The organism is Luteibacter sp. 9135 (assembly GCF_000745005.1).
In the GTDB taxonomy this organism is placed as follows: Bacteria; Pseudomonadota; Gammaproteobacteria; order Xanthomonadales; family Rhodanobacteraceae; genus Luteibacter.
Window position 1 is genome coordinate 2,206,352 of sequence record NZ_JQNB01000001.1, and the last position, 20,152, is coordinate 2,226,503.

19 protein-coding genes are annotated in these 20,152 nt (G+C 67.7%); 6 read left to right on the forward strand and 13 right to left on the reverse strand.

What is annotated here, in order from left to right:
• Positions 1–33: 33 nt before the first annotated feature.
• Positions 34–621 carry a pyridoxamine 5'-phosphate oxidase gene (pdxH, locus tag FA89_RS09550; RefSeq protein WP_036140348.1) on the forward strand — a complete coding sequence of 196 codons (588 nt, stop codon included), beginning with the start codon at positions 34–36 and terminating at the stop codon, positions 619–621.
• Between the two features lie 19 nt (positions 622–640).
• On the opposite strand, the gene FA89_RS09555 is transcribed toward pdxH, so the two are convergent.
• From FA89_RS09555 to FA89_RS09590, 8 genes are all read right to left on the reverse strand, one after another.
• Positions 641–1,294: a response regulator gene (locus FA89_RS09555; protein ID WP_081916417.1), complete on the reverse strand. Its 654-nt coding sequence runs from the start codon at positions 1,292–1,294 to the stop codon at positions 641–643.
• A complete protein-coding gene (locus FA89_RS19185; protein ID WP_051938656.1) occupies positions 1,264–2,850 on the reverse strand; it encodes a sensor histidine kinase in 1,587 nt (528 codons plus the stop codon). The genes FA89_RS09555 and FA89_RS19185 overlap by 31 nt, the downstream gene beginning before the upstream one ends.
• A complete protein-coding gene (locus FA89_RS09565) occupies positions 2,843–3,637 on the reverse strand; it encodes a cobalamin-binding protein (RefSeq protein WP_036140350.1) in 795 nt (264 codons plus the stop codon). The genes FA89_RS19185 and FA89_RS09565 overlap by 8 nt, the downstream gene beginning before the upstream one ends.
• Before the next feature lie 65 nt (positions 3,638–3,702).
• On the reverse strand, positions 3,703–4,404 hold the full coding sequence (locus FA89_RS09570) for an arginyltransferase (protein ID WP_036140352.1): 702 nt from the start codon (positions 4,402–4,404) through the stop codon (positions 3,703–3,705).
• A gap of 41 nt (positions 4,405–4,445) precedes the next feature.
• Entirely contained in the window at positions 4,446–6,332 is a 1,887-nt protein-coding gene (locus FA89_RS09575; RefSeq protein ID WP_036140354.1) for a PAS domain-containing sensor histidine kinase, read from the reverse strand.
• Positions 6,325–7,041 (reverse strand): biliverdin-producing heme oxygenase, encoded by a 717-nt coding sequence (locus tag FA89_RS09580; protein ID WP_036140356.1) that lies wholly within the window; start codon positions 7,039–7,041, stop codon positions 6,325–6,327. The genes FA89_RS09575 and FA89_RS09580 overlap by 8 nt, the downstream gene beginning before the upstream one ends.
• Positions 7,042–7,434 carry a hypothetical protein gene (locus FA89_RS09585; protein ID WP_036140358.1) on the reverse strand — a complete coding sequence of 131 codons (393 nt, stop codon included), beginning with the start codon at positions 7,432–7,434 and terminating at the stop codon, positions 7,042–7,044. It abuts the gene before it with no gap.
• 36 nt (positions 7,435–7,470) lie between these two features.
• On the reverse strand, positions 7,471–8,721 hold the full coding sequence (locus tag FA89_RS09590) for an alkaline phosphatase family protein (protein WP_036140360.1): 1,251 nt from the start codon (positions 8,719–8,721) through the stop codon (positions 7,471–7,473).
• Between the two features lie 53 nt (positions 8,722–8,774).
• Here FA89_RS09590 and FA89_RS09595 point away from each other — a divergent pair, with 53 nt between their 5' ends.
• Positions 8,775–9,185: a hypothetical protein gene (locus FA89_RS09595; RefSeq protein ID WP_036140364.1), complete on the forward strand. Its 411-nt coding sequence runs from the start codon at positions 8,775–8,777 to the stop codon at positions 9,183–9,185.
• Positions 9,186–9,295: 110 nt separating this feature from the next.
• A complete protein-coding gene (gene hutU, locus FA89_RS09600) occupies positions 9,296–10,966 on the forward strand; it encodes a urocanate hydratase (RefSeq protein WP_036140365.1) in 1,671 nt (556 codons plus the stop codon).
• On the opposite strand, the gene msrA is transcribed toward hutU, so the two are convergent.
• Positions 10,967–11,641 (reverse strand): peptide-methionine (S)-S-oxide reductase MsrA, encoded by a 675-nt coding sequence (msrA, locus tag FA89_RS09605; RefSeq protein ID WP_036140367.1) that lies wholly within the window; start codon positions 11,639–11,641, stop codon positions 10,967–10,969.
• 225 nt (positions 11,642–11,866) lie between these two features.
• On the opposite strand from msrA, the gene FA89_RS09610 reads away from it, so the two are divergent.
• Positions 11,867–13,114, forward strand: a complete 1,248-nt coding sequence (locus FA89_RS09610; RefSeq protein WP_036140370.1) for an HD-GYP domain-containing protein — start codon at positions 11,867–11,869, stop codon at positions 13,112–13,114.
• Positions 13,111–14,361 (forward strand): putative bifunctional diguanylate cyclase/phosphodiesterase, encoded by a 1,251-nt coding sequence (locus FA89_RS09615; RefSeq protein WP_036140372.1) that lies wholly within the window; start codon positions 13,111–13,113, stop codon positions 14,359–14,361. The genes FA89_RS09610 and FA89_RS09615 overlap by 4 nt, the downstream gene beginning before the upstream one ends.
• A 15-nt stretch (positions 14,362–14,376) precedes the next feature.
• On the opposite strand, the gene coaE is transcribed toward FA89_RS09615, so the two are convergent.
• The 4 genes from coaE to pilB form a co-directional block, all read right to left on the reverse strand.
• Positions 14,377–15,009, reverse strand: a complete 633-nt coding sequence (coaE, locus tag FA89_RS09620) for a dephospho-CoA kinase (protein WP_036140376.1) — start codon at positions 15,007–15,009, stop codon at positions 14,377–14,379.
• Positions 15,006–15,875, reverse strand: coding sequence for a prepilin peptidase (locus FA89_RS09625; protein WP_036140377.1), 870 nt, complete (start codon positions 15,873–15,875; stop codon positions 15,006–15,008). Before FA89_RS09625 ends, coaE begins: the two co-directional genes overlap by 4 nt.
• Before the next feature lie 80 nt (positions 15,876–15,955).
• Entirely contained in the window at positions 15,956–17,221 is a 1,266-nt protein-coding gene (locus tag FA89_RS09630; protein WP_036140378.1) for a type II secretion system F family protein, read from the reverse strand.
• 144 nt (positions 17,222–17,365) lie between these two features.
• Positions 17,366–19,093, reverse strand: a complete 1,728-nt coding sequence (pilB, locus tag FA89_RS09635; protein ID WP_036140379.1) for a type IV-A pilus assembly ATPase PilB — start codon at positions 19,091–19,093, stop codon at positions 17,366–17,368.
• Between the two features lie 172 nt (positions 19,094–19,265).
• Here pilB and FA89_RS09640 point away from each other — a divergent pair, with 172 nt between their 5' ends.
• A complete protein-coding gene (locus FA89_RS09640) occupies positions 19,266–20,126 on the forward strand; it encodes a glycosyltransferase family 2 protein (protein ID WP_036140382.1) in 861 nt (286 codons plus the stop codon).
• The last annotated feature ends 26 nt before the right edge of the window (positions 20,127–20,152 follow it).

Consider the following 20,152-nt stretch of genomic DNA (forward strand, 5'->3'; position numbering starts at 1 on the left):
TCGAACGATCCCCTGGCACGAAGCTCAGCCACGATGCTCACACCCGATATCCTCGATACCTTCCAGGGCCTGCTCGACGAGGCCAAGGCCAGCGGCGACCGCGAGCCCACGGCGATGAACCTCGCCACTGCCGACGCCAGCGGGCGCGTGCACTCGCGCATCGTGTTGCTCAAGGGCATCGATGCGCACGGCCTGCGTTTCCACACCAATCGCGAAAGCGCCAAGGGTCAAGAAATGGCCGAGCACCCGCAGGTCGCGCTGTGCTTCCACTGGAAGCAGATCCGCGAAGGCGTGCAGGTGCGCTTCGAAGGTCGCGTGCAGTTTCTGGATGACGCGGAATCGGATGCTTATTTCGCCAGCCGCCCGCGTGGCAGTCGCATCGGCGCCTGGGCGTCCAGGCAAAGCCAGACACTGCCCGACCGTGCCACGTTCGAAGAACGCGTGGCGCATTATGAAGCCGAGTTCGAAGGCCGCGACGTGCCGCGTCCGCCACACTGGGGTGGCTACCTGATGCAGCCGGATCGCGTGGAGTTCTGGTACGGCGCACGCTACCGCCTGCACGAGCGATCCGTCCACACCGATGGCGGCACGGCCTGGTCCAGCCGGATGCTCTACCCTTGAATCCGCGTGCCGGCCGGGGCTAGAGCAGCAGCCCCAGGTCCTCGGATCGGCGCACCAGCTCCAACGTGCTGTGCACGCCCAGGATCTGCATGATCATGTACTTGTGCGCCTCGACCGTGCGCGCCGACAGACCCATCCGCTCGGCGATCTCGCGCGAGCGCAACCCCTGGCCCACCATGCGCAGCACCTCGCGTTGTTTCGGCGTCAGCTCGCGCATCTCGTTCGGCAGGCGGGCGGCCGCATGCACGCCGAGCGACGGCGTGACATAGGTACCGCCGTCGCGCACCCGACGCAGCGCCAGCAGCAACTCCTCGCCCGCGGACATCTTCAGCACGTAGCCGTTCGCGCCCGCCTTCGTCGCCATGTCGGCGAGCGACGGGTCGGCGTGCATCGTCAGGATCACGAACGGCGTGGTGTCGCCGCGGGCGCGCAGTGTCTTGAGCACTTCCAGGCCGTTGCCGCGGGGCATGTTGATATCCGAAAGCACCAGGTCGGGCACCTCGCGGCCGATGGCCTCCAGCAGCGCGCCGCCATCCTCCACCACCGCTACGATGTCGTAGTCGGGTTCGAGCAGGCGGACGATACCCTCGGCGACCATGCGATGGTCGTCGGCGAAGACGAGGCGTGGACGGCCCGGCACGTTCACGGGCTTGCCAGGGGCAGATGGACGCATAGCTGGACTCCTTTACCGGGCGCGCTGCGGAGATCGAAACGACCCCCGAGCAACCTGGCCCGCTCATTCATGCTGATAAGCCCGATACCGGACGCGTGGACCGGCAGCCGCTCGGGATCGAAGCCGCGTCCATCGTCGGCGATGTGGAGGGTGGCGTGGTCGGTGCAGATCGCCACCGCGATGGTCACACGCGATGCCCCGGCATGGTCCAGCGCATTGCGCAGCCCTTCCTGGGCGATCCGGTAGACGCACAGGGCGACCTCGCCGGACAGCGTGGCGGCGTCCGGCGGCACGGACAGGTCGATGCGCGGCGGCCCCGATCGACCGGTCGGCGCGCACAGCGCCTGCAGGGCCTCCTGCAGGCCGGCATGGCTGAGCCAGCCGGGATGCAACTGGTGCGACATGAGCCGCAGGTCTTCCGCCAGCGCCATGACCTGTGCCTGCACGTGGCCGACCTCGCCGGCCTGTGCGGCGGGAACGCGGCGGCGCAGCGCGCTCAGGTCGATGGAGGCGGCGGCCAGGCGCTGGTTGATGTCGTCGTGCAGGTCGCGCGCCAGGCGGGCACGCTCCTGCTCCTGCGTCGCGATCAGCCGCCCGGCCAGTTCGCGCATGTCGTTGCGCGCATTGTCCAGCGCGCGTTGGCCCGCCTGGCGTTGTTCCACGAGGGCGCTCACCGCGATCGCGCAAAGCGTGGCCCCCAGCGTCCACAACTGCACCGCGAGCGTGGTGTCCTGCAGGCTGGCGGCGACGAACGGGCCACGGCCGCCGACGCTCAGTTGCGCGGCCATCACCACGATCACGAACATCGCGGCCGAGCTGCCGGCCATCTGCGCGCGCAGGCAGGCGGCGACGAGGATGGGTGCGGGGGCCAGGCACAGGAGCGGCAGCAGTCCGGGACGCGCCCCCACGGTGTACCAGACCACGCCCAGCAGGGCGATGGCGCAGGCCATCGCGGCCACGAATACCGGCGGCACGCGCCCGGCGTGCCGTACGGAGGCATCGGGGCTGCGCAGGCTGGTCCACGCGGGCAGGTAGAGCACGTAGCCCAGGGCATGGGCCAGCGCGAGGTTGGTCCCGTCGCCCAGCACGGATCCGGTAAACGCGGTATGCGGTGCGACCAGCCCGATCAGCAGGGCCGAGCCGATTGGCAGGGCGACGACGGCGATGGCACCGCAGACCAGCAGCTTGCCGATGTCCTGCAGCAGCGGCGTATCGCCATGCACATGGCGCAGCGCCCAGGCGGCGGCAGGCGTAGGGGCCAGCGCGGCGCCCAGCACGGCCATCGTGTCTCCCAGGGGCAGGCGGAACAGACCCACGCAGACGACCAGAAGCCCTGCGAACGCGGACGTCACCAGCCACGGCCAGCGACGCGGCGGCGTGGCCAGCAAGGCGCCGAGCAGTACCGCGCCCGGAAACCAGACGATGTGCGTGCCGCCTTGCCGGCTCCACAGCGCGTACGACAGCAACTGCGCCGCCATGCAGCCGACGAACACGCCGCCCAGCCACATCGCGCCGCGGCCGGCATCCTCGTCGCGGGCGGCCCGCGCCTCACCCATGCCGCACGCTCCAGCCATGGATGATGCCGCGCAGGGCGGCCAGGCCGTCGGTGAGCGCGGCCGGCCCCGGTTGCAGGATCAGTGGCGATTTCACCTCGTGAAGTTCGCCGTCGCGGATGGCCGGCACGTCGTCCCAGCCGGCGCGGGCAGCCACCTGTTCGGGCCGAAAGCGCTTGCCGCACCACGAGCCGATGATGATCTGCGGCGCGGTGGCGATGATTTCCGCCGGGTCGCCGACGATCCGGTCGCGGGCCAGCGACTGGCTGGCCCGATGGGGCAGTACGTCGTCGCCACCTGCGATCGCGACCAGTTCCGAGACCCAGCGGATGCCGGAGATGTGCGGATCGTCCCACTCCTCGAAATACACGCGCGGACGGCAGGGCAAGCGTGCGGAGACCTCGCGCACGTCGTCCAGTCCGCGTGCCAGCTCATCCGCCAGCTGGTTCGCACGAGCGGCCGCACCGACCAGGGCGCCGAGACGGCGGATGTAGTCGAGGATGCCTTCCACGCTGCGGTGATTGGCAATCCATACCTCGACCCCGGCTTTGATCAGGGCCTGGGCGATATCCGCCTGGATGTCGGAAAAGCCCACGGCCAGGTCCGGCTGCAGCGCGAGGATGCGGTCGATCTTCGCGCTGGTGAAGGCGCTGACCCTGGGCTTGTCGCGGCGTGCTTCCGGGGGCCGCACCGTAAAGCCGCTGATGCCCACGATGCGATCCTGCTCGCCGAGCCGGTACAGGGTCTCGGTGGGTTCCTCGGTGAGGCAGACGATGCGGCGGGGGCCCATGACGACTCCGGAGCGTGACAGGCCCCGATTGTCACCGTTCCGGACGCCCTCGGCCAACGCCGCCGTCAGGGCATCGCGATCCAGCGACCCTGTTGCCGGATTTCCAGGGGGTGGAAGCGACGCTTGTAGTCCATCTTCGGGTGCCCTGCGATCCAGAAACCCAGGTAGACATAGGGAATGCCGCGACGCCGGGCGAGGGCGGCCTGCTGGAGGATGCCGAAGGTGCCCAGGCTGCGTGCCGCCTCGTCGGGTTCGAAGAAGGTGTAGACCGCCGAGACGCCGGTGAGGGCGATATCGGTCACCGCGACGCCGAGCAGGCGGCCCTCGCGGCGCATCTCGAGAAACACGGTGGGACTCCACGGCGCGGCCAGGAAACGCTGGAAATCCTCTTCGTCGGCCGTGTCCATGCCGCCGCCGGCATGCCGCGTGCGCAGGTAGCGTTCGTAGAGCGCGTGGCGTTCGGCGGTGAACCCGGGCATCACCTCACTCACGTCGATATCGGCGTTGCGTTTCAGGCATCGCCGTTGGGTGCGATCCGGCGTGAAACGCTCCACGTCGATACGGCAGGGCACGCAGGCCCGGCAGGCGTCGCACTGGGGCAGGTAGAGGTGGCTGCCGGCCCGGCGGAATCCCTTCGCCAAGGCCTGGCCGTAGAGCTGGTCGAGACGAGGCGCCCCCGGATCGATCACCAGGTTCTGTGCCGTCCGCTCGGCGAAATAGCCGCAGGCGTGCGGCAAGGTCTGGAACAGGCGGACGCGATCGGTCATGGCCCGATCTTATCGCGTCTTTTTGGGGATGTCGGCCGTACTCAGACCGGGTGGTAGACCGACATCCAGTGGGTGATCGCGCCGGCGGCATCCAGCACCGGTTCCAGTTCGAGCCGGCCATGCAGCACCCCGCCGTCGGCCTTGCGCACTGAAACGGCGATCCGGGCGGCTTCGCCGGCGTCCACCGTGCCCGTGCGCCGCGCCAGCAGCGCCAGGTCGCCGACCAGGAGGTCGCCGATGATCAGGCCCGCCACGCTCTCGGCGCGATGGCCGGTGGCGCGGACGAAGGCGTCGTTGACGAAGACGATCTGGCACTCGCGCCAGTCCGCGTGGCTGGCGTCGGTGATCGCGATGGCGTCGGGAAGACGCGCCAGCGAGGCGCGCATCAGCGCGAAGCTCTGCTGGTAATGCTTGCGCTCCATCATCTCGATGAGCACGCGCAGGCCACGCGCGGAGTCCAGGTGCTGGCGCGACCAGGGCCGCGAGCGGCCGCGTACGGTCTCCTGCCACGACGAGAAGCTCTGTCGGGGCGACAGGCGCGCGCCGGGGATGACCTCGAGCTTGGTCAGGGCCGGGTTGCCGGCCCAGCGCACGTTGCGCACCTGTTCCGCACGCGTCCAGATCAGCGCGTTGTGCGAATCCGCCTGCAGCGGCATGAAGATGATGCCCGCGGCCAGGCTGGCGAACTCGGCCTCCGCCAGTTCGGGATAGTGCCTGCCGATCTCGTCGGTGTTGAGCACGCCCGTGATGCCATCGGCCCCGGTCGGGGTGTCGGAGGTGGCCACTACGTCGCGAATGCGCAGCAGGGCGTCCTCGGCGGGCAGGTGGCCGTGGCGGATGACGTGGTTGCCCGAGAAGATGGCCACGCCGTCGGCATCGACCACTTCCAGCAGCTCCGGCGCCAGCGTGGCCAGCAGGTCGGGATCGATCCGGTCGCTTTCGTTGAACGCGGTGATCAGTTTCTCGCGCACGGTCAGCAGCGTGCTCTCCACCTCCACCTTGTCCATTTCCTCGATGGCCGCCACGCGCATGGCGAACGTCCGGGCAACGGCATCGGCCACTTCACGCATGCGATGGTCGGCGAAGAACGGCCGGTAGTGGTGGCACGACACCAGGCCCCAGAGCCGTCCGTTGGTGATGATCGAGGCGACCAGGGTGGCGGTGACGCCCATGTTGCCCAGGTATTCCAGGTGCACCGGCGACACGCTGCGCAGCGAGACGTCGCTCAGGTCCGTGGGGGCACCGGTCTGCGGGTCGAAGGCCGGCAGGATGGGCGAGGGAACGTAGCGGCAGTCGCTGATCTGGCGGACGCGGTTGCGCAGGTAGAGCGCGCGCGCCTGCAAGGGAATATCGGTGGCGGGGTAGTGCAGCCCGAGGTAGGCCTCCAGGTGGTCGTCGCGGGCCTCGGCGATCACTTCGCCGTGCCAGTCGTGGTCGAAGCGGTAGACCATGACCCGGTCGTAACCCAGTGCGCCACGGATGGTGCGGGCGACGCGGGACGCCGCGCGCTGCACGTTGCCGTCGAGTTCCAGCTTGTACGCGAAGTCGAACGCGATCCGCAGCGGGTCCTCGTCGAAGGCGCTTTCGCGTGGTTCCAGTTCGATCATCCAGCGGGTGTCGTAGGCATGGACGCTGGCATGCCAGCCACCGCGACCGGTGTCGTGCGGGAAGGTCACCGCGACCCACGGCGTGTGCGCCGGGCGCTCGTCGTCGAGGAACAGGTCCGACGGGAGGCCGAGCAACGTGTCCAGCGGGGCACCCAGCGCGGCGGCGAGGTCGACACCGAGCAAGGGGGTCACGTTCTCGCTGAGCTGGAGGATCGCCTGCGTTGCCGCATCGACGACGATCAGCATGCCGTGGGGCTGGACGGACCCCGGAATGTGGATGGGCTCGCGATCGCAGGCGGTGAGGTCGGGAAGCTCAGACATCGGTGGGTTCCTTCAGCGTCCGGCGAAAACGGGCGAACATCCCTCGTGCGCCGTCGACGGCGGCACGGCAGGAGGCATCGTCGGGCAGGTGGGTGTCGAGGAGGTGCTGGAAACGGCGCCATGCGGACGGGGCATCTTCGCCCACGGCGTAGAAGCGGTGTTCGCGATCCGGGTAGAGCTCGCGCAGGCGGCGTGCGATGAGACGGCCGCCGAGGGCGGAGCCTTCGACGACGTAGAGTTCGCCCCAGGCGGTGGGGGTGTCGTGGTCGGCGCCAGGGGGCACGGTGGGGAGGGGTTTGTTGGTGGGGTTGTCGCGGGGGGGATCGCCTACATTGTGGGCTCCTACAGGGGTGTGGCCGGCGTGCGGCATCCCGCTCGTGTAGGAGCCCACGATGTGGGCGATAGCCAGATCGTCATCACGCCCCATCTCGCCACGCCCCATCCCCAGATCCTGCCGCAGCAACCCCGCCCGCGACACATACGCCCATCCGGCCCGGGCCGCAGCACCCCGCAACCACGCCCCCCGCTCCGCCTCCCAGGCCTCGAACAGGCCCAGCTGCGCACGCAGCAACGTGGCGTATCCCGCTTCGCTAAGCATCCCTTCCATCAGCCGGCGCATGCCGCCCGATGCCTCGGTGTCCTCGTGGTCGTCACGGGTCGCTTCGCGCAACAGCAGGTGCGCGGCGCGATGGTCGACGGTGTCGTGCACTCAGAGGACCTGCGTGGCCTTGAGGATCACGATCAGCATGACGCCCACGACCACGGCCAGCACCATCAGGCGCACGCGGGACGCCGTGCGCTGGGCCACCGGACGACGGTCCGGATCGCGGTGCATCTGCAACTCTTCCTGGAAGCGGATGACCGGCTCGATGCCCATCTCCTTGAGCAGGGTGCGGGCCTGGGGGAAGTCGTCGGCACTCTTCACCCACACCTGCGGCCAGCTGTCACGGTCGGACTGCCGCTGCGAATAGCTGAAGCGTTGGTAGGTGGGGCGGTTCCAGGTCGATCGGTTGGTGACGGTCGTCTCGATCGCGTGCTCGGTGAGCAAGGCGACGATCCGGTCGATGTTCTCGGGGCGGGGTGAGGTATAGATCTGGCGCATGGCCGGATTCTACGGGATTGCCGGCCCCGGCGCGCCTCAGTGAGGCGGCACGACGAGGGCGGCGCGCAGGTCGTCCAGGTGGCCGTCGTTCGGCAGCGGGTCGATGCCGAGCATGTAGGCCAGCAAGGGATACACGTCGACGTTGGGGAACGGCGCCAGCGTGACGCCCCGGCGGATCGACGGGCCGCGTGCCACGAACAGCGCGCGCATGGTCGGCTCCAGGTTGTCGTAGCCGTGCTCGCCACGGGACATCGGCACCGTGCGCCTTGCCAGCGCCTCGTGCGAGATGATCGCCCAGCCCGTATCCGCCATGCAGATCAGGGCGGGCACGCGCGGGTGCTTGCCGTAGTTCAGCCGCGGGGGCAGGTCCTGCTTGCGGTAGCAGCGCATGTGCGCGTGCGGGCCCAGCAGGCGGGCCTCGGCGGCCGACGCATCCACACCCGGCTTCGGGTTGAACGCGGAAACGACGCCGAACGCCACCGGGTCCAGGGCGTCCAGATCGGTTTCCTCGTCGGCGAAGACGATATTGCCCACCGGGACGTCGGCCATGCCGTGGTCGGACACCACGACCAGGTTGGTCCGATCGTAGAGCCCGCGGCGGCGCAATTCGGCCACCAGGTAGCCGAGGGCGTCGTCCACCTCGCGCAGGGCCGCGTTCACCTCCGGCGAGTCGGGGCCGAACGCGTGGCCGGCGTGGTCCACGGCGTCGAAATACAGCGTGTCGAACGCAGGCTTCGGGCCCGGCTCGTCGATCCACGACAGCAGCTTGTCGACGCGGGCTCGCGAGGTCAGCGAATCGTCGAAGGGAATCCAGTGGTCGGGACGCACGCCATGGATGGCGGCCTCGGTGCCCGGCCAGAACATCGTGGCTGTGTGCAGGCCATCCTTCTGCGCCGTGACCCAGATCGGTTCGGCATCCGCCCACCAGCGGCCGTCGCTGGTCGCGTCGTGGTTACCCAGGCTGAACTTGCCCAGCACCGGGTCGTTCATGGTGTTGTTGATGATGCCGTGGTGGTCCGGCACGCGTCCGGTGACCAGCGTGTAGTGGTTGGGAAAGGTCAGCGAGGGAAACGAGGGCAACATGTACGTTGCCCGCGCGCCATCGCCGGCCAGTGCCAGCAGGTTGGGCGTGACACCGCGCTCCAGGTAATCGGGGCGGAAGGCGTCGATCGACACCAGCAGCACGGCGGGGCGGTCGGACGCGGCAGGGTGGGTGACGCAACTGGCGAGGACAAGTGTGGCGATCAGCGTGAAGATCGCGGCGCAGCGGGAAAACGTGGCGTTCATGGGGGAAAACGTAGGCTCATTATCGAACAATCCCACCATGATGGCGGAGTCTCATGACCAATTCATCACGCAATCTCGTGCTGTCGATGCTTTTTCTTGCGATTCCGGTCGCGGCACTCGCCCAGACCCAGCCGGTGAAGCCCGCCGCTGCACCGCCGCCGCGCCCGCAGGCGGTGATCGCCACGCCCTCGCACACGGAGCAGTGGCAGCGCCAGGTGGATCGCCAGCAGTTGCAGAACACGCAGAACCAGAACGCCGTGCGCCAGCAACTGCAGCAGAACAACAGCACCATCCAGCGCAACAACACGACCGACCCGGCCATGCGCAACCAGATCGACAATGCGCAGCGCAGTCAGGACCAGCTCAACCGCGCTCGCCAGGACGCGGCGGACCGCCAGTACCAGAACGATTCGCTCAATCGCGGTAGTACGGCGCCGGCACGTACGGGTTCCGCCGGCCGCTGATCCGCTGCAAGCGGCGCCGATCCGCCCGGCCTGCGATTGCTGCGTCGCCGCTGGCGGGCAATGGCGTGGCACGCCCATAATCGGGATTCCCCGCATTCCGGAGTTTCCCGATGACGGCTGCCACGCGCATCGACACCACCCGCACCGTGCGCGCCCCGCGCGGCACCGACCTGACCTGCCGCAGCTGGCTCACCGAAGCCGCGTACCGCATGCTGCAGAACAATCTCGATCCCGAGGTGGCGGAAAACCCCGCCGAGCTGGTGGTCTACGGCGGTATCGGCCGCGCGGCGCGTAACTGGGAATGCTTCGACGCCATCCTGCGCAGCCTGCGTGAACTGGGTGACGATGAAACGCTGCTGGTGCAGTCGGGCAAGCCGGTCGGTGTGTTTCCCTCCCACGCGGACGCGCCGCGCGTGCTCATCGCCAATTCCAATCTCGTGCCGGCGTGGGCGAACTGGGAGCACTTCAACGAGCTGGATCGCAAGGGCCTGATGATGTACGGCCAGATGACGGCCGGCTCGTGGATCTACATCGGCTCGCAGGGCATCGTGCAGGGCACCTACGAGACCTTCGTGGAAATGGGCCGCCAGCACTACGGCGGCTCACTGAAAGGTCGCTGGATACTCACCGCCGGCCTGGGCGGCATGGGTGGCGCGCAGCCGCTGGCCGCGTCCCTGGCCGGTGCGTCCTCACTCTCCATCGAATGCCAGCAGAGCCGCATCGATTTCCGCCTTAAGACACGCTACGTCGACGAACAGGCCACCGACCTGGACGATGCGCTGGCGCGGCTGGATCGCTACGCGAAAGAGGGGCGCGCCGTGTCGGTGGCCCTGCTGGGCAACGCCGCCGACGTGCTGCCCGAGATGGTTCGCCGTGGCGTGCGGCCGGATGCCGTGACCGACCAGACCAGTGCACACGATCCGGTCAACGGCTACCTGCCGTCCGGCTGGACGGTGGAACAATGGCTCGAGCGCCGACGCACGGACCCGGCCGGTACCGCCGCGGCTGCCAAGGCGTCCATGCGCGTGCACGTGGACGCCATGCTCGCCTTCCACCGGCAGGGCATACCGACCTTCGACTACGGCAACAACATCCGCCAGATGGCCAAGGACGAAGGGCTCGCCGACGCGTTCGCGTTCCCCGGGTTCGTGCCGGCGTTCGTGCGGCCGCTGTTCTGTCGCGGCATCGGCCCGTTCCGCTGGGTGGCCCTCTCCGGCGACCCGGAAGACATCTACAAGACCGATGCCAAGGTCAAGGAGCTGATCCCCGACGATCCGCACCTGCATCGCTGGCTGGACATGGCGCGCGAGCGGATCAGCTTCCAGGGGCTGCCGGCCCGCATTTGCTGGGTCGGCCTGGGCCAGCGGCATCGTCTGGCGCTGGCCTTCAACGAGATGGTCCGCAACGGCGAGCTGAAAGCGCCCGTGGTCATCGGACGCGATCATCTGGACTCCGGCTCGGTCGCCAGCCCCAACCGCGAGACCGAGGCCATGCGCGACGGCAGCGATGCGGTCAGCGACTGGCCGCTGCTCAACGCCATGCTGAACGTAGCCGGCGGCGCCACGTGGGTCAGCCTGCACCACGGCGGTGGCGTCGGCATGGGTTACAGCCAGCACAGCGGCGTGGTGATCGTGGCCGACGGCAGTGAAGCCGCCGACCGTCGGCTGGGCCGCGTGCTCTGGAACGACCCCGGCACCGGCGTGATGCGTCACGCGGACGCGGGCTATGCCGATGCCATCGACTGCGCCAGGGAGCAGGGCCTCAACCTGCCGATGCTGTAATCAGCGTCCGTTTGCCCACGAGGTCACGTACCGCTCCGGGTAGATCCGCTGCAGGGCCAGCACCTTGGGGCGGTCGTTGATCGCGATGTACATGGCATCCGGGTTCAGGCGCATGTAATCCTGGTGCTCGGCTTCGGCCAGGTAGAAGCCTTTCAGCGGGGTGACTTCCGTGACGATGCGGCTGGGGAACGCCTTGGCCGCGGTGAGCTGGGCGATGTAGGCATCGGCCAGCTTCTTCTGCTCCGGCGAGTTATAGAAAATGGCCGAGCGGTACTGCGTGCCGCTGTCGGGGCCCTGCCGGTTCAGCAGGGTCGGGTCCTGCGCCACCGAGAAGAACACCTGCAGCAGCTGGCCGTAGGTGACCTGGGTGGGGTCGTAGACCACCTTCACCGACTCGGCGTGGCCGGTATCGCCCTCGCTCACATCGTCGTAGTTGGCGTGCTGCGCGTCGCCGCCGGCATAGCCCGTGCGGACGCTCTTCACGCCCCGCACGTGCTGGAACACACCCTCCACGCCCCAGAAGCAGCCGCCGGCAAAAACGGCGGTGGCATCGCCCGAGGCCGGTGTGGCGTCCACGGCAGGCGCCGGCAGTCGTACACCTTCGTCACGTGCGGACGCGGCCGAGCAGGCGGTGAGGGCGACGAGCAGCGCGGGCAACAGGGAACGACGAAACATGGCTTTTCTCCCGGTCGGCATGACCTGATACACCAGACCGGTGTACCCGCGAAAACCTGACAGGATGTGAAGCACTTCTTCACGTTCATGTACCTACAGAATCGGCCAGACGCGCCGTTAAGCACCCGATGCGCGTGACACGGTAGAGTCCGCCGCTCATTTGGCGACGCACCCGGCAGGGATCTCACGCGCGTCGAGAATACCGCTTGAGAAAGGAGGGATAACGTGGCGTATGACCTGGTAGAACGACGTGTCTTCGTGACCGATCTGGAGATCGGCATGTACGTCAGTCGCCTGGACTGCGACTGGTCCGATACCCCCTTCCCGTTGCAGGGCCTGCCCATCACGTCTCGTGAGGACATCGAATCGCTCAGCCGATTCTGTAAATACGTGTTCGTGGATACGCAGCGCCAGGTCACCCCCGATCGTTCGCTGCGGCCGCCCAGCGTGGTCGTCAAGCGCCCCGCCGTGATCCATCGGCCGGCGGCGGTCAGCCTGCGCCTTGTCAGCCGCCACGCCTATGCCGACACCGCGTCGTTCGACGACGAGATGCCGCGCGCCAAGGCGGCGTTCGATACCGTGGCCGATTTCGCGGTGCAGATGGTGGACGACCTGCGCCAGGGGCGCGTCGTGGAGCCGCAGGCCGTCGAGGACGCCGTGCGGCCCATGGTGGAAAGCGTGCTGCGCAGCGGCGATGCCTTCTTCTGGATCGAGAGCCTGCGCCGCCGCGACGGCTATACCTACCAGCACGCGATCGGTTGCAGCACGCTGGCCGCCGCCTTCGGCCGGCACATGGGCTTCGAAGGCGACGCCATCGTCAGCCTGGCCGCGGGCGGCCTGCTGATGGACGTGGGCAAGTCGCAGCTGCCCGAGGAACTGCTGAGCCGTGACGGCCCCTTGAACGACGACGAGTGGGACATCGCCCGGCAACATGTCGGCGAGGGTGTCGCCATCCTGGATCACTCGGGCGTGGTCGACAACGAGGTGCGCGACATGGTGGCGACGCATCACGAGCGCTTCGACGGCACCGGCTATCCCGCGGGCCTGGCCGGCACCGAGATCCCGCTGGCCGGGCGCATGGCGGCGATCATCGACACCTACCACGCAATGTCCACGCCGCGGCCCTACCGGGCGGCGGTGTCGCAGCACGTCGCGCTGCGCGAACTGTATGCCGGCCGCGACCGCGAGTTCCAGGGCGAGCTGGTGGAGCAGTTCCAGGCCTGCCTGGGCGTGTATCCGACGGGCACCCTGGTGGAGCTCAACACCGGCGAGGTGGCGATCGTGATGGTGCAAAACCAGTCGCGACGGCTGCAGCCGCGGGTGGCCATCCTGACGCGGCCGGACAAGACCCACCTCGACGATTTCCTGATCGTGGACCTCATGCGCCAGGTGGAGATCGTCCGCCGGGAAATCATGCGCACCCTGCCGCCCCATTCCCACGGCATCGACCCGCGGGAATATTTCACGGCATGAGCGAACGGGCTCACATCCTGCCGGCGGTGCAGGCCATCCTCGACCGGGTATCGGTGGACTCGGGCCCGTGCGCGGTGCTGATCGTGCGCCTGCAGGGCATGCGCGAGGCGCAGCTGCGCTTCGGCTACGACTTCGGCAGCGAGGTCATGCTGGCGTCCCGCGAGCGCATCGTGGACGCGGTGCGCCACGTGGATACCGTGTTCGTCGCCGGCGACGACACCTTCGTGGTGGTGCTGCCGATGGTGCGCAACCGCACGCACGCGTTGCTGGCCGCCACGCGTATCGTGGCCGCGTTCGAGAAGGCGCTGCTGCGCGGCGAGCGTCCCTGGCACGGACGCGCGGTGGTCGGCGTGGCCATCCATCCGGACCATGGCGTCACCGCCGAATGGCTGTACCGCCGCGCCGAGCTGGCCCACGACGAAGCCTTGCGTGTCGGCGAAGCCTTCGCCATCTACAAACCGGACGTGACCCCCGTCGAGATCCTCTACGGCGAGCTGCGCGAGGACATCGAGGCCAACCGGCTGCAAGTCGCCTTCCAGCCGCTGCACGACCTGCGCACGGGCGAGATCAGCCGGGTGGAGTCGCTGGCGCGCTGGACCACGGCCGCCCAGGTGGTCGTGGGGCCGAACGATTTCATTCCGTTCGCCGAGCGCAGCGACCTCATCGTGCCGCTGACCCGATGGAGCCTCAACGCATCGCTACGCCATGCAGCCGCGTTGCATCGGGGCGGCTGTCCGATGGACGTGGCGATCAACCTGTCGCCGCGTGTGTTCGTCGAACAGGGCTTTGCCGAGCAGGTGCTGGGCGCCATCGAGATCTGGGGCGTGCCGCCACAGTCGGTGATCGTGGAGATCACCGAAACGGCCCTGCTCACCGACATGGACATGAGCGTGCGCGTGCTGCGCCGCCTGCGCGACTGCGGCCTGCGCGTGGCCATCGACGACTTCGGTACCGGCTATGCGTCGTTCGCCTACCTGCGCCATTTCCCCGCGACAGAACTTAAGATCGACCGCAGCTTCGTCGACGCCATGCGCGGCGACGGCCGCACCGAACTGCTGGTGCAGGCCATGATCGACGTGGCGCACCGCCTCGGCCTGGAAGCCATCGCCGAAGGCGTCGAAGACGAACTCACCCTGCGCCGCCTGGTCGAGATGGACTGCGACCTCGTGCAGGGCTACCACATCGGCCGCCCCATGCCCGCCGAAGCCTTCGTCCAGGAACGCCTCGCCGCCGCCGCGATGGTCTGACGCCCTCGCGACGGCCTACCGTGCCGTTGTAGGAGCCCGCCCTGCAGGCGACCCCAACGCGCGATATCGCCTATCCAGCGCCTCGACCTCCGCGTCCAGTGCCCCCTCATCCCCCTCATTGACCACCACATCGTCGGCGATCGCCAGGCGGTCCTCCCGCCGCGCCTGCGCCGCGATCATCTTCCGCGCCAGCGCCTCGTCGATGCCGTCGCGCCGGACCAGCCGCGCGATCCGTGTTGCTTCCGACGCATCCACGACCAGCACGCGATTCACCCAGTCGTAGTGCGCCCGGTTCTCCACCAGCAGCGGAATGGACAGGATGCAGTACGGCCCGGTGTCGGCGGCCGCAGCCGCCCGCAGCCTGGCACGGATGCGCGGGTGCAGGATGCCTTCCAGGCTCGTCCGGGCCGACGGGTCGTCAAACACCCGCTGGCGCATCGCCGCACGATCCAGCCGGCCGTCCCGATCGAGCGCGCCGGCACCGAAGACGCGTGCCACCTCGGCCAGCGCGGGCGAGCCCGGCTCCACCACGGCCCGTGCCGCCACGTCCGCGTCGTAGGCATGAATCCCGTGTGCCTCGAAGCGGCGCTCGACGGCGCTCTTGCCGGAGGCGATGCCACCGGTGAGTGCCACCACGAAGCCGCTCATCGCAGACCCGTGGCGCTCAGGTAGGCTCCGAGCAAGCGGTCGCCCAGCAGCAACCAGACCCAGCCGGCCGCCGCGATATAGGGGCCGAACGGGATCGGCACCTCGCGCCCATGGCGCCGCAGCAGGATCAGCGCACCGCCCACCAGGGCACCGATGAGGGACGACAGCATGACGATGGGCAGCAGGGACAACGGGCCCATCCAGGCGCCCAGCGCGGCCAGCAGCTTGAAGTCGCCGTGCCCCATGCCTTCCTTGCCGGTCAGCAGCTTGAACAGCCAGTAGACGCTCCACAGGCTGAGGTAGCCGAGCAGGGCGGCGAGGATGGCCGACGTGGGTGCGACAGGCAGCGGCTGCCAGGCCGGCACCAGGCACAGGGCCAGGCCGATCCACAGCAGCGGGTAATTCAGCTCATCCGGCAGCAACTGGGTGCGTGCGTCGATGCCGGACAAGGCGATGAGGAAATAGGTCAGCACCAGGCCGGCCGCCGCGCCGGGCGTGGGCCCGAACCGCCAGACCACCGCGGCGCTGGCCAGTCCGGCCAGCAGTTCGACCAGGGGATACTGGATGGAGATCGGCTCGCGGCAGTAACGGCAGCGCCCGCGCAACAGCAGCCAGCCCAGCAGCGGGATGTTGTCGCGCGCGGCCAGCGGATGCTTGCAGTGCGGGCAGTGCGACGACTCCACCACCACGCCGGGCGGCAGCGGCTCGTCCACCGTATCCAGTTCCAGCACCTCGCGCGCCTGCCGGCGCCACTCGGCCTGCATGCGCGCGGGCACGCGCAGGATCACCACATTGAGGAAACTGCCGACCAGCAGGCCGAAGACGCCGGCAAGGCCGATCCAGAGAGCGAGGGGCATGTCGGGCATGGAGGATCCGTGGTCAAGAAAAAACCCTCCGCCCGCGAGGGCGAAGGGTTCCTATTGTGCATGGCGCGGCGGTGGCGTGGTCAGACCGTGCCGGCGAGCTTGAAGATCGGCAGGTACAGGGAAATGACCATGCCGCCGACGAGGACGCCGAGGATCACCATGATGAACGGCTCGAGCAGGCTGCTGAGGGTGTCCACCGCGGTGTTCACCTCTTCCTCGTAGAACTCGGCCACCTTGAACAGCATGGAATCCAGTGAGCCGGACTCCTCGCCGATGGCGGTCATCTGCACCACCATGTTCGGGAACAGGTTGGTCTGGCGCATGGCCAGCTGCAGCTGGTGGCCGACCGCGATATCGTCGCGCATCTGCTTCACCGCATTGCCGTAGACCACGCTACCGGTGGCGCCCGACACCGCGTCCAGGGCCTCCACCAGCGGGACGCCGGCGTGGAAGGTGACACCCAGCGTACGCGCGAAGCGGGCAATCGCCGACTTGTGCAAGAGATCGCCGATGACCGGGATCTTCAGCGAGAACCGATCCAGGAAGTGGGCGAACTTCTGCGAGCGGTTCTTGGCGAAGATGAGCGCCGCGACGGAGCCGACGATGCCGCCGATCACCAGCCACCAGTACGACTGCATGAACTTGGACGCCGAGACGACGAACTGTGTCGGCGCGGGCAGCTCGGCCTTGGCCTCGGCAAAGGTCTGCTGGAACACCGGCACCACGAACAGCAGCAGGATCATCGACACCAGCAGGGCCACCACCAGCACCATGATGGGATAGAAGAGGGCCTTCTTGATCTTCTTCTTGATGCCCTCCATCCGCTCCTTGTAGGTGGCCACCGTGTCCAGCACGGTATCGAGCACACCGGCGGATTCACCGGCGTGGACCAGGTTGCGGTAGAGCTCGTCGAACTGCACCGGGTAACGGCCCAGGGCCTCGTGCAGCGACGCGCCGCCCTCGATGTCGGTCTTGACGTCGATCAGCATGTTCTTGAAGCGGACGTTCTTCTGGCCCTGCGCGATGATGTCGAAGGCCTGCACCATGGGCACGCCCGAGGCCATCATCGTGGCGATCTGGCGGCTGAAGATGGCCACGTCCTGCGGTTTCACCTTCTTGCCCGAGCCGCCGAACATCGGCTTGGTCCGCTCGCGCACCTGCTGGGGGTTCATGCCCTGGCGGCGCAGCTCCGCCTTGACGAGGGAGGCGTTCTTCGCCTGCATCTCGCCCTTCATGCGCTTGCCGCGCTTGTCCAGCGCGATCCAGTCGTACATGACAAGCGCGCTTACGGTGGCTCGCGCGGCGCCCATGGCGCGCGCATTCTTGCTGGCGGTGGCGATAGCCATGACGCGGTGTTCCCCCGGGTGGATGCTTCAGGTGGCCGCCGCCGTGCGGTCGGCCCCTGCTCTTATTCTAGTTTGAACGGAGCGCCGGGTGGGTTTCTGCCATCTGGCGCACATCTTTACCGGTCTCGTCGGCTGACGAGACCGTCAGTCCTTGGTGACACGGTTGATCTCGGCCAGGCTGGTGACGCCGTTGCGGACCTTGAGCAGCGCGGAGGCGCGCAGGTCGTTGATGCCGGCTTTCTTCGCCACGTCGGCGATCTGCATGGCGTTGCCGCCCTCCAGGATGATCTGCTGGATATCCTCGACCAGCGGCATGACCTGGTAGATGCCCACGCGGCCCTTGTAGCCCTCGTTGCAGCTGTCGCAGCCGACAGCCTCGTAGATGGTGATCCCGGCGTCGATTTCGTCCTGGGTGAAGCCTTCGGCCAGCAGGGCCGCCGGGGGCAGCTGGATCGGTCGCTTGCAGTCGTGCAGCCGGCGGGCCAAGCGCTGGGCGATGATCAGGGTGACCGACGAGATGATGTTGTAGGGCGCGATGCCCATGTTCATCAGGCGCGCGATGGTTTGCGGCGCGTCGTTGGTGTGCAGGGTTGACAGCACCATGTGGCCGGTCTGCGCGGCCTTGACCGCGATTTCCGCGGTTTCCAGATCGCGGATCTCGCCGACCATGATGACGTCCGGATCCTGGCGCAGGAACGAGCGCAGAGCGGCGGCGAAGGTCATGCCGCGCTTGACGTTCTGCTGGACCTGGTTGATGCCCTCGACGCGGATTTCGACCGGGTCTTCCACCGTGGAGATGTTGCGGCCCTCGGTGTTGAGGATGTTCAGCGCGGTGTACAGCGAGACCGTCTTGCCGGAGCCGGTGGGGCCGGTGACCAGCACCATGCCGTAGGGTTTCTCGATGGCGTCCAGGTAGAGGTTTTTCTGGACTTCCTCGTAACCCAGCTTGTCGATGCCCAGCTTGGCCGAGGAGCCGTCCAGGATACGCAGCACGATCTTCTCGCCGAACAGCGTGGGCAGGGTGCTGACGCGGAAGTCGATGGCGCGGGTCTTGGTCAGGTTGAGCTTGATGCGACCGTCCTGCGGCACGCGGCGCTCCGCGATGTCCAGGCCGCTCATGACCTTCAGGCGCGAGGCGATGCGGTTGCCCAGCTTGTTGGGCGCCGTGGCGACGATGCGCAGGATGCCGTCCATGCGCAGGCGCACGCGGTAGATGGCTTCGAAGGGCTCGAAGTGGATGTCCGAGGCGCCGCGCTTGATCGCGTCGACCAGCACCTTGTTGACGAACTTGACGATGGGCGCGTCGTCGTTGGCGTTGGCGTCGATGCCGGTGGTGACGTCGCCTTCCTCGTCGCTGCCTTCCAGGGCCAGTTCGTCCAGGCCGCCGTCCTCGAAGGCCGGCACCGAGTTGTTCATGGCCGCCAGTGCGGTATCGATCACCCGGCGCAGCTGGCCGCGCTCGACCAGCACGGGCTCGACCATGTGGTTGGAATGGAACTTGATCTCGTCCAGTGCGTGGGACTGCATCGGGTCGGCGATGCCCACGAACAGGCGCTTGCCACGCTTGAACAGTGGCAGCGCCTGGTGCTTGGTGATCAGCGCCTCGGTGACCAGTTCCAGGGGCATGTTGGCCGTGGCCATGGCGCCGATGTCCATCAGCGGCATGCCGAACTCGGCCGACGCCACCTGGGAGAGCTTGGCGCTCTCGACCAGGTGGTGGTCGACCAGCCAGGCGGACAGCGACGATCGCTTCTCGGCGGCATCCTGCACCGCCTTGCGGACGTCGGCCTCGGCCATGACACCCTCGTTGACGAGGCGCCGGGCCATGCCGGTCAGTCCCGCCAGCATGGGGGAATGCATTTGTGAAGCCATGTAGGGTCCCGTCTTCCCCGAGATATGCGCCTGAATCTACTCTAGATTGTGGGTTTGGTCACGTCCCGGCGCGTGAAGCGGCAGGGCACATAGCCACCCCGCGACCATCGGTGCGGCCCTCGTTTCGGAGGAGGGATATCCCTTATGATTCAACGACCAAAGGGGAGTTATCTTGAGCCGTATAAGTATCATCCTGCCCGCCAAGAACGAGGCGGCCGCCTTGAAAGACCTGCTTCCACGCCTGACGTCTGCCCAGCCGGGGGCGGAGATCATCGTGGTGGACGACGGGTCGACGGATGAGACGCGTGCGGTGTGTGCGGCGGCGGGGGTTGTGTGTCTGTCGTCGCCGTATTCGATGGGGAATGGGGCGGCGATCAAGCGGGGGGCTAGGGCGGCTTCCGGGGATATCCTCGTTTTTATGGATGGGGATGGGCAGCATGATCCTGCGGATGTCCAACGCCTGCTAGCTCGCCTCGATCAGGGCTTCGACATGGTCGTGGGCGCGCGCGATTGGGAAAGCCAGGCGGGTGTGGGGCGAGGTGTGGCTAATACGGTCTACAACTGGTTGGCCAGCAGGATGACCGGCCATGTCGTTGCCGATCTGACATCCGGGTTTCGAGTTGCGCGGGCGTTGCGGTTCCGCGAGTTTCTTCACCTGCTCCCGAACGGATTTTCGTATCCGACCACAAGCACCATGGCTTTCTTTCGCAGCGCTTACGGCGTGGCTTACGAGCCGATCAAGGCCGGGCAGCGGCTTGGGAAGAGCCACATCAAGCCGCTGAAGGATGGGATTCGCTTTCTGCTCATCATCTTCAAGATCGCGACACTGTATTCGCCCTTGAAGCTATTTTTTCCTGCGAGCGCGCTGTTCTTTCTCTTGGGCTGCGCGAATTACGCGCGGACGTTCCTGGCCGAGGGGCGCCTCACGAACGGCAGTGCGCTGATGTGGAGCGCTGCCGTGATCGTGTTCCTTATTGGCTTGGTCTCGGAACAGATCACTGCATTAACGTACCGACCTTTCGGGGATAAATGATGCCGCGCCGCCCCCGGCTTTTGCTG

Coding starts and splice junctions, on each gene's coding strand:
- pdxH (WP_036140348.1), top strand. CDS start 34: ATGCTCACACCCGATATCCTCGATACCTTCCAGGGCCTGCTCGACGAG.
- FA89_RS09555 (WP_081916417.1), bottom strand. CDS start 1,294: ATGCGTCCATCTGCCCCTGGCAAGCCCGTGAACGTGCCGGGCCGTCCA.
- FA89_RS19185 (WP_051938656.1), bottom strand. CDS start 2,850: ATGGGTGAGGCGCGGGCCGCCCGCGACGAGGATGCCGGCCGCGGCGCG.
- FA89_RS09565 (WP_036140350.1), bottom strand. CDS start 3,637: ATGGGCCCCCGCCGCATCGTCTGCCTCACCGAGGAACCCACCGAGACC.
- FA89_RS09570 (WP_036140352.1), bottom strand. CDS start 4,404: ATGACCGATCGCGTCCGCCTGTTCCAGACCTTGCCGCACGCCTGCGGC.
- FA89_RS09575 (WP_036140354.1), bottom strand. CDS start 6,332: ATGTCTGAGCTTCCCGACCTCACCGCCTGCGATCGCGAGCCCATCCAC.
- FA89_RS09585 (WP_036140358.1), bottom strand. CDS start 7,434: ATGCGCCAGATCTATACCTCACCCCGCCCCGAGAACATCGACCGGATC.
- FA89_RS09590 (WP_036140360.1), bottom strand. CDS start 8,721: ATGAACGCCACGTTTTCCCGCTGCGCCGCGATCTTCACGCTGATCGCC.
- FA89_RS09595 (WP_036140364.1), top strand. CDS start 8,775: ATGACCAATTCATCACGCAATCTCGTGCTGTCGATGCTTTTTCTTGCG.
- hutU (WP_036140365.1), top strand. CDS start 9,296: ATGACGGCTGCCACGCGCATCGACACCACCCGCACCGTGCGCGCCCCG.
- msrA (WP_036140367.1), bottom strand. CDS start 11,641: ATGTTTCGTCGTTCCCTGTTGCCCGCGCTGCTCGTCGCCCTCACCGCC.
- FA89_RS09615 (WP_036140372.1), top strand. CDS start 13,111: ATGAGCGAACGGGCTCACATCCTGCCGGCGGTGCAGGCCATCCTCGAC.
- coaE (WP_036140376.1), bottom strand. CDS start 15,009: ATGAGCGGCTTCGTGGTGGCACTCACCGGTGGCATCGCCTCCGGCAAG.
- FA89_RS09625 (WP_036140377.1), bottom strand. CDS start 15,875: ATGCCCGACATGCCCCTCGCTCTCTGGATCGGCCTTGCCGGCGTCTTC.
- FA89_RS09630 (WP_036140378.1), bottom strand. CDS start 17,221: ATGGCTATCGCCACCGCCAGCAAGAATGCGCGCGCCATGGGCGCCGCG.
- pilB (WP_036140379.1), bottom strand. CDS start 19,093: ATGGCTTCACAAATGCATTCCCCCATGCTGGCGGGACTGACCGGCATG.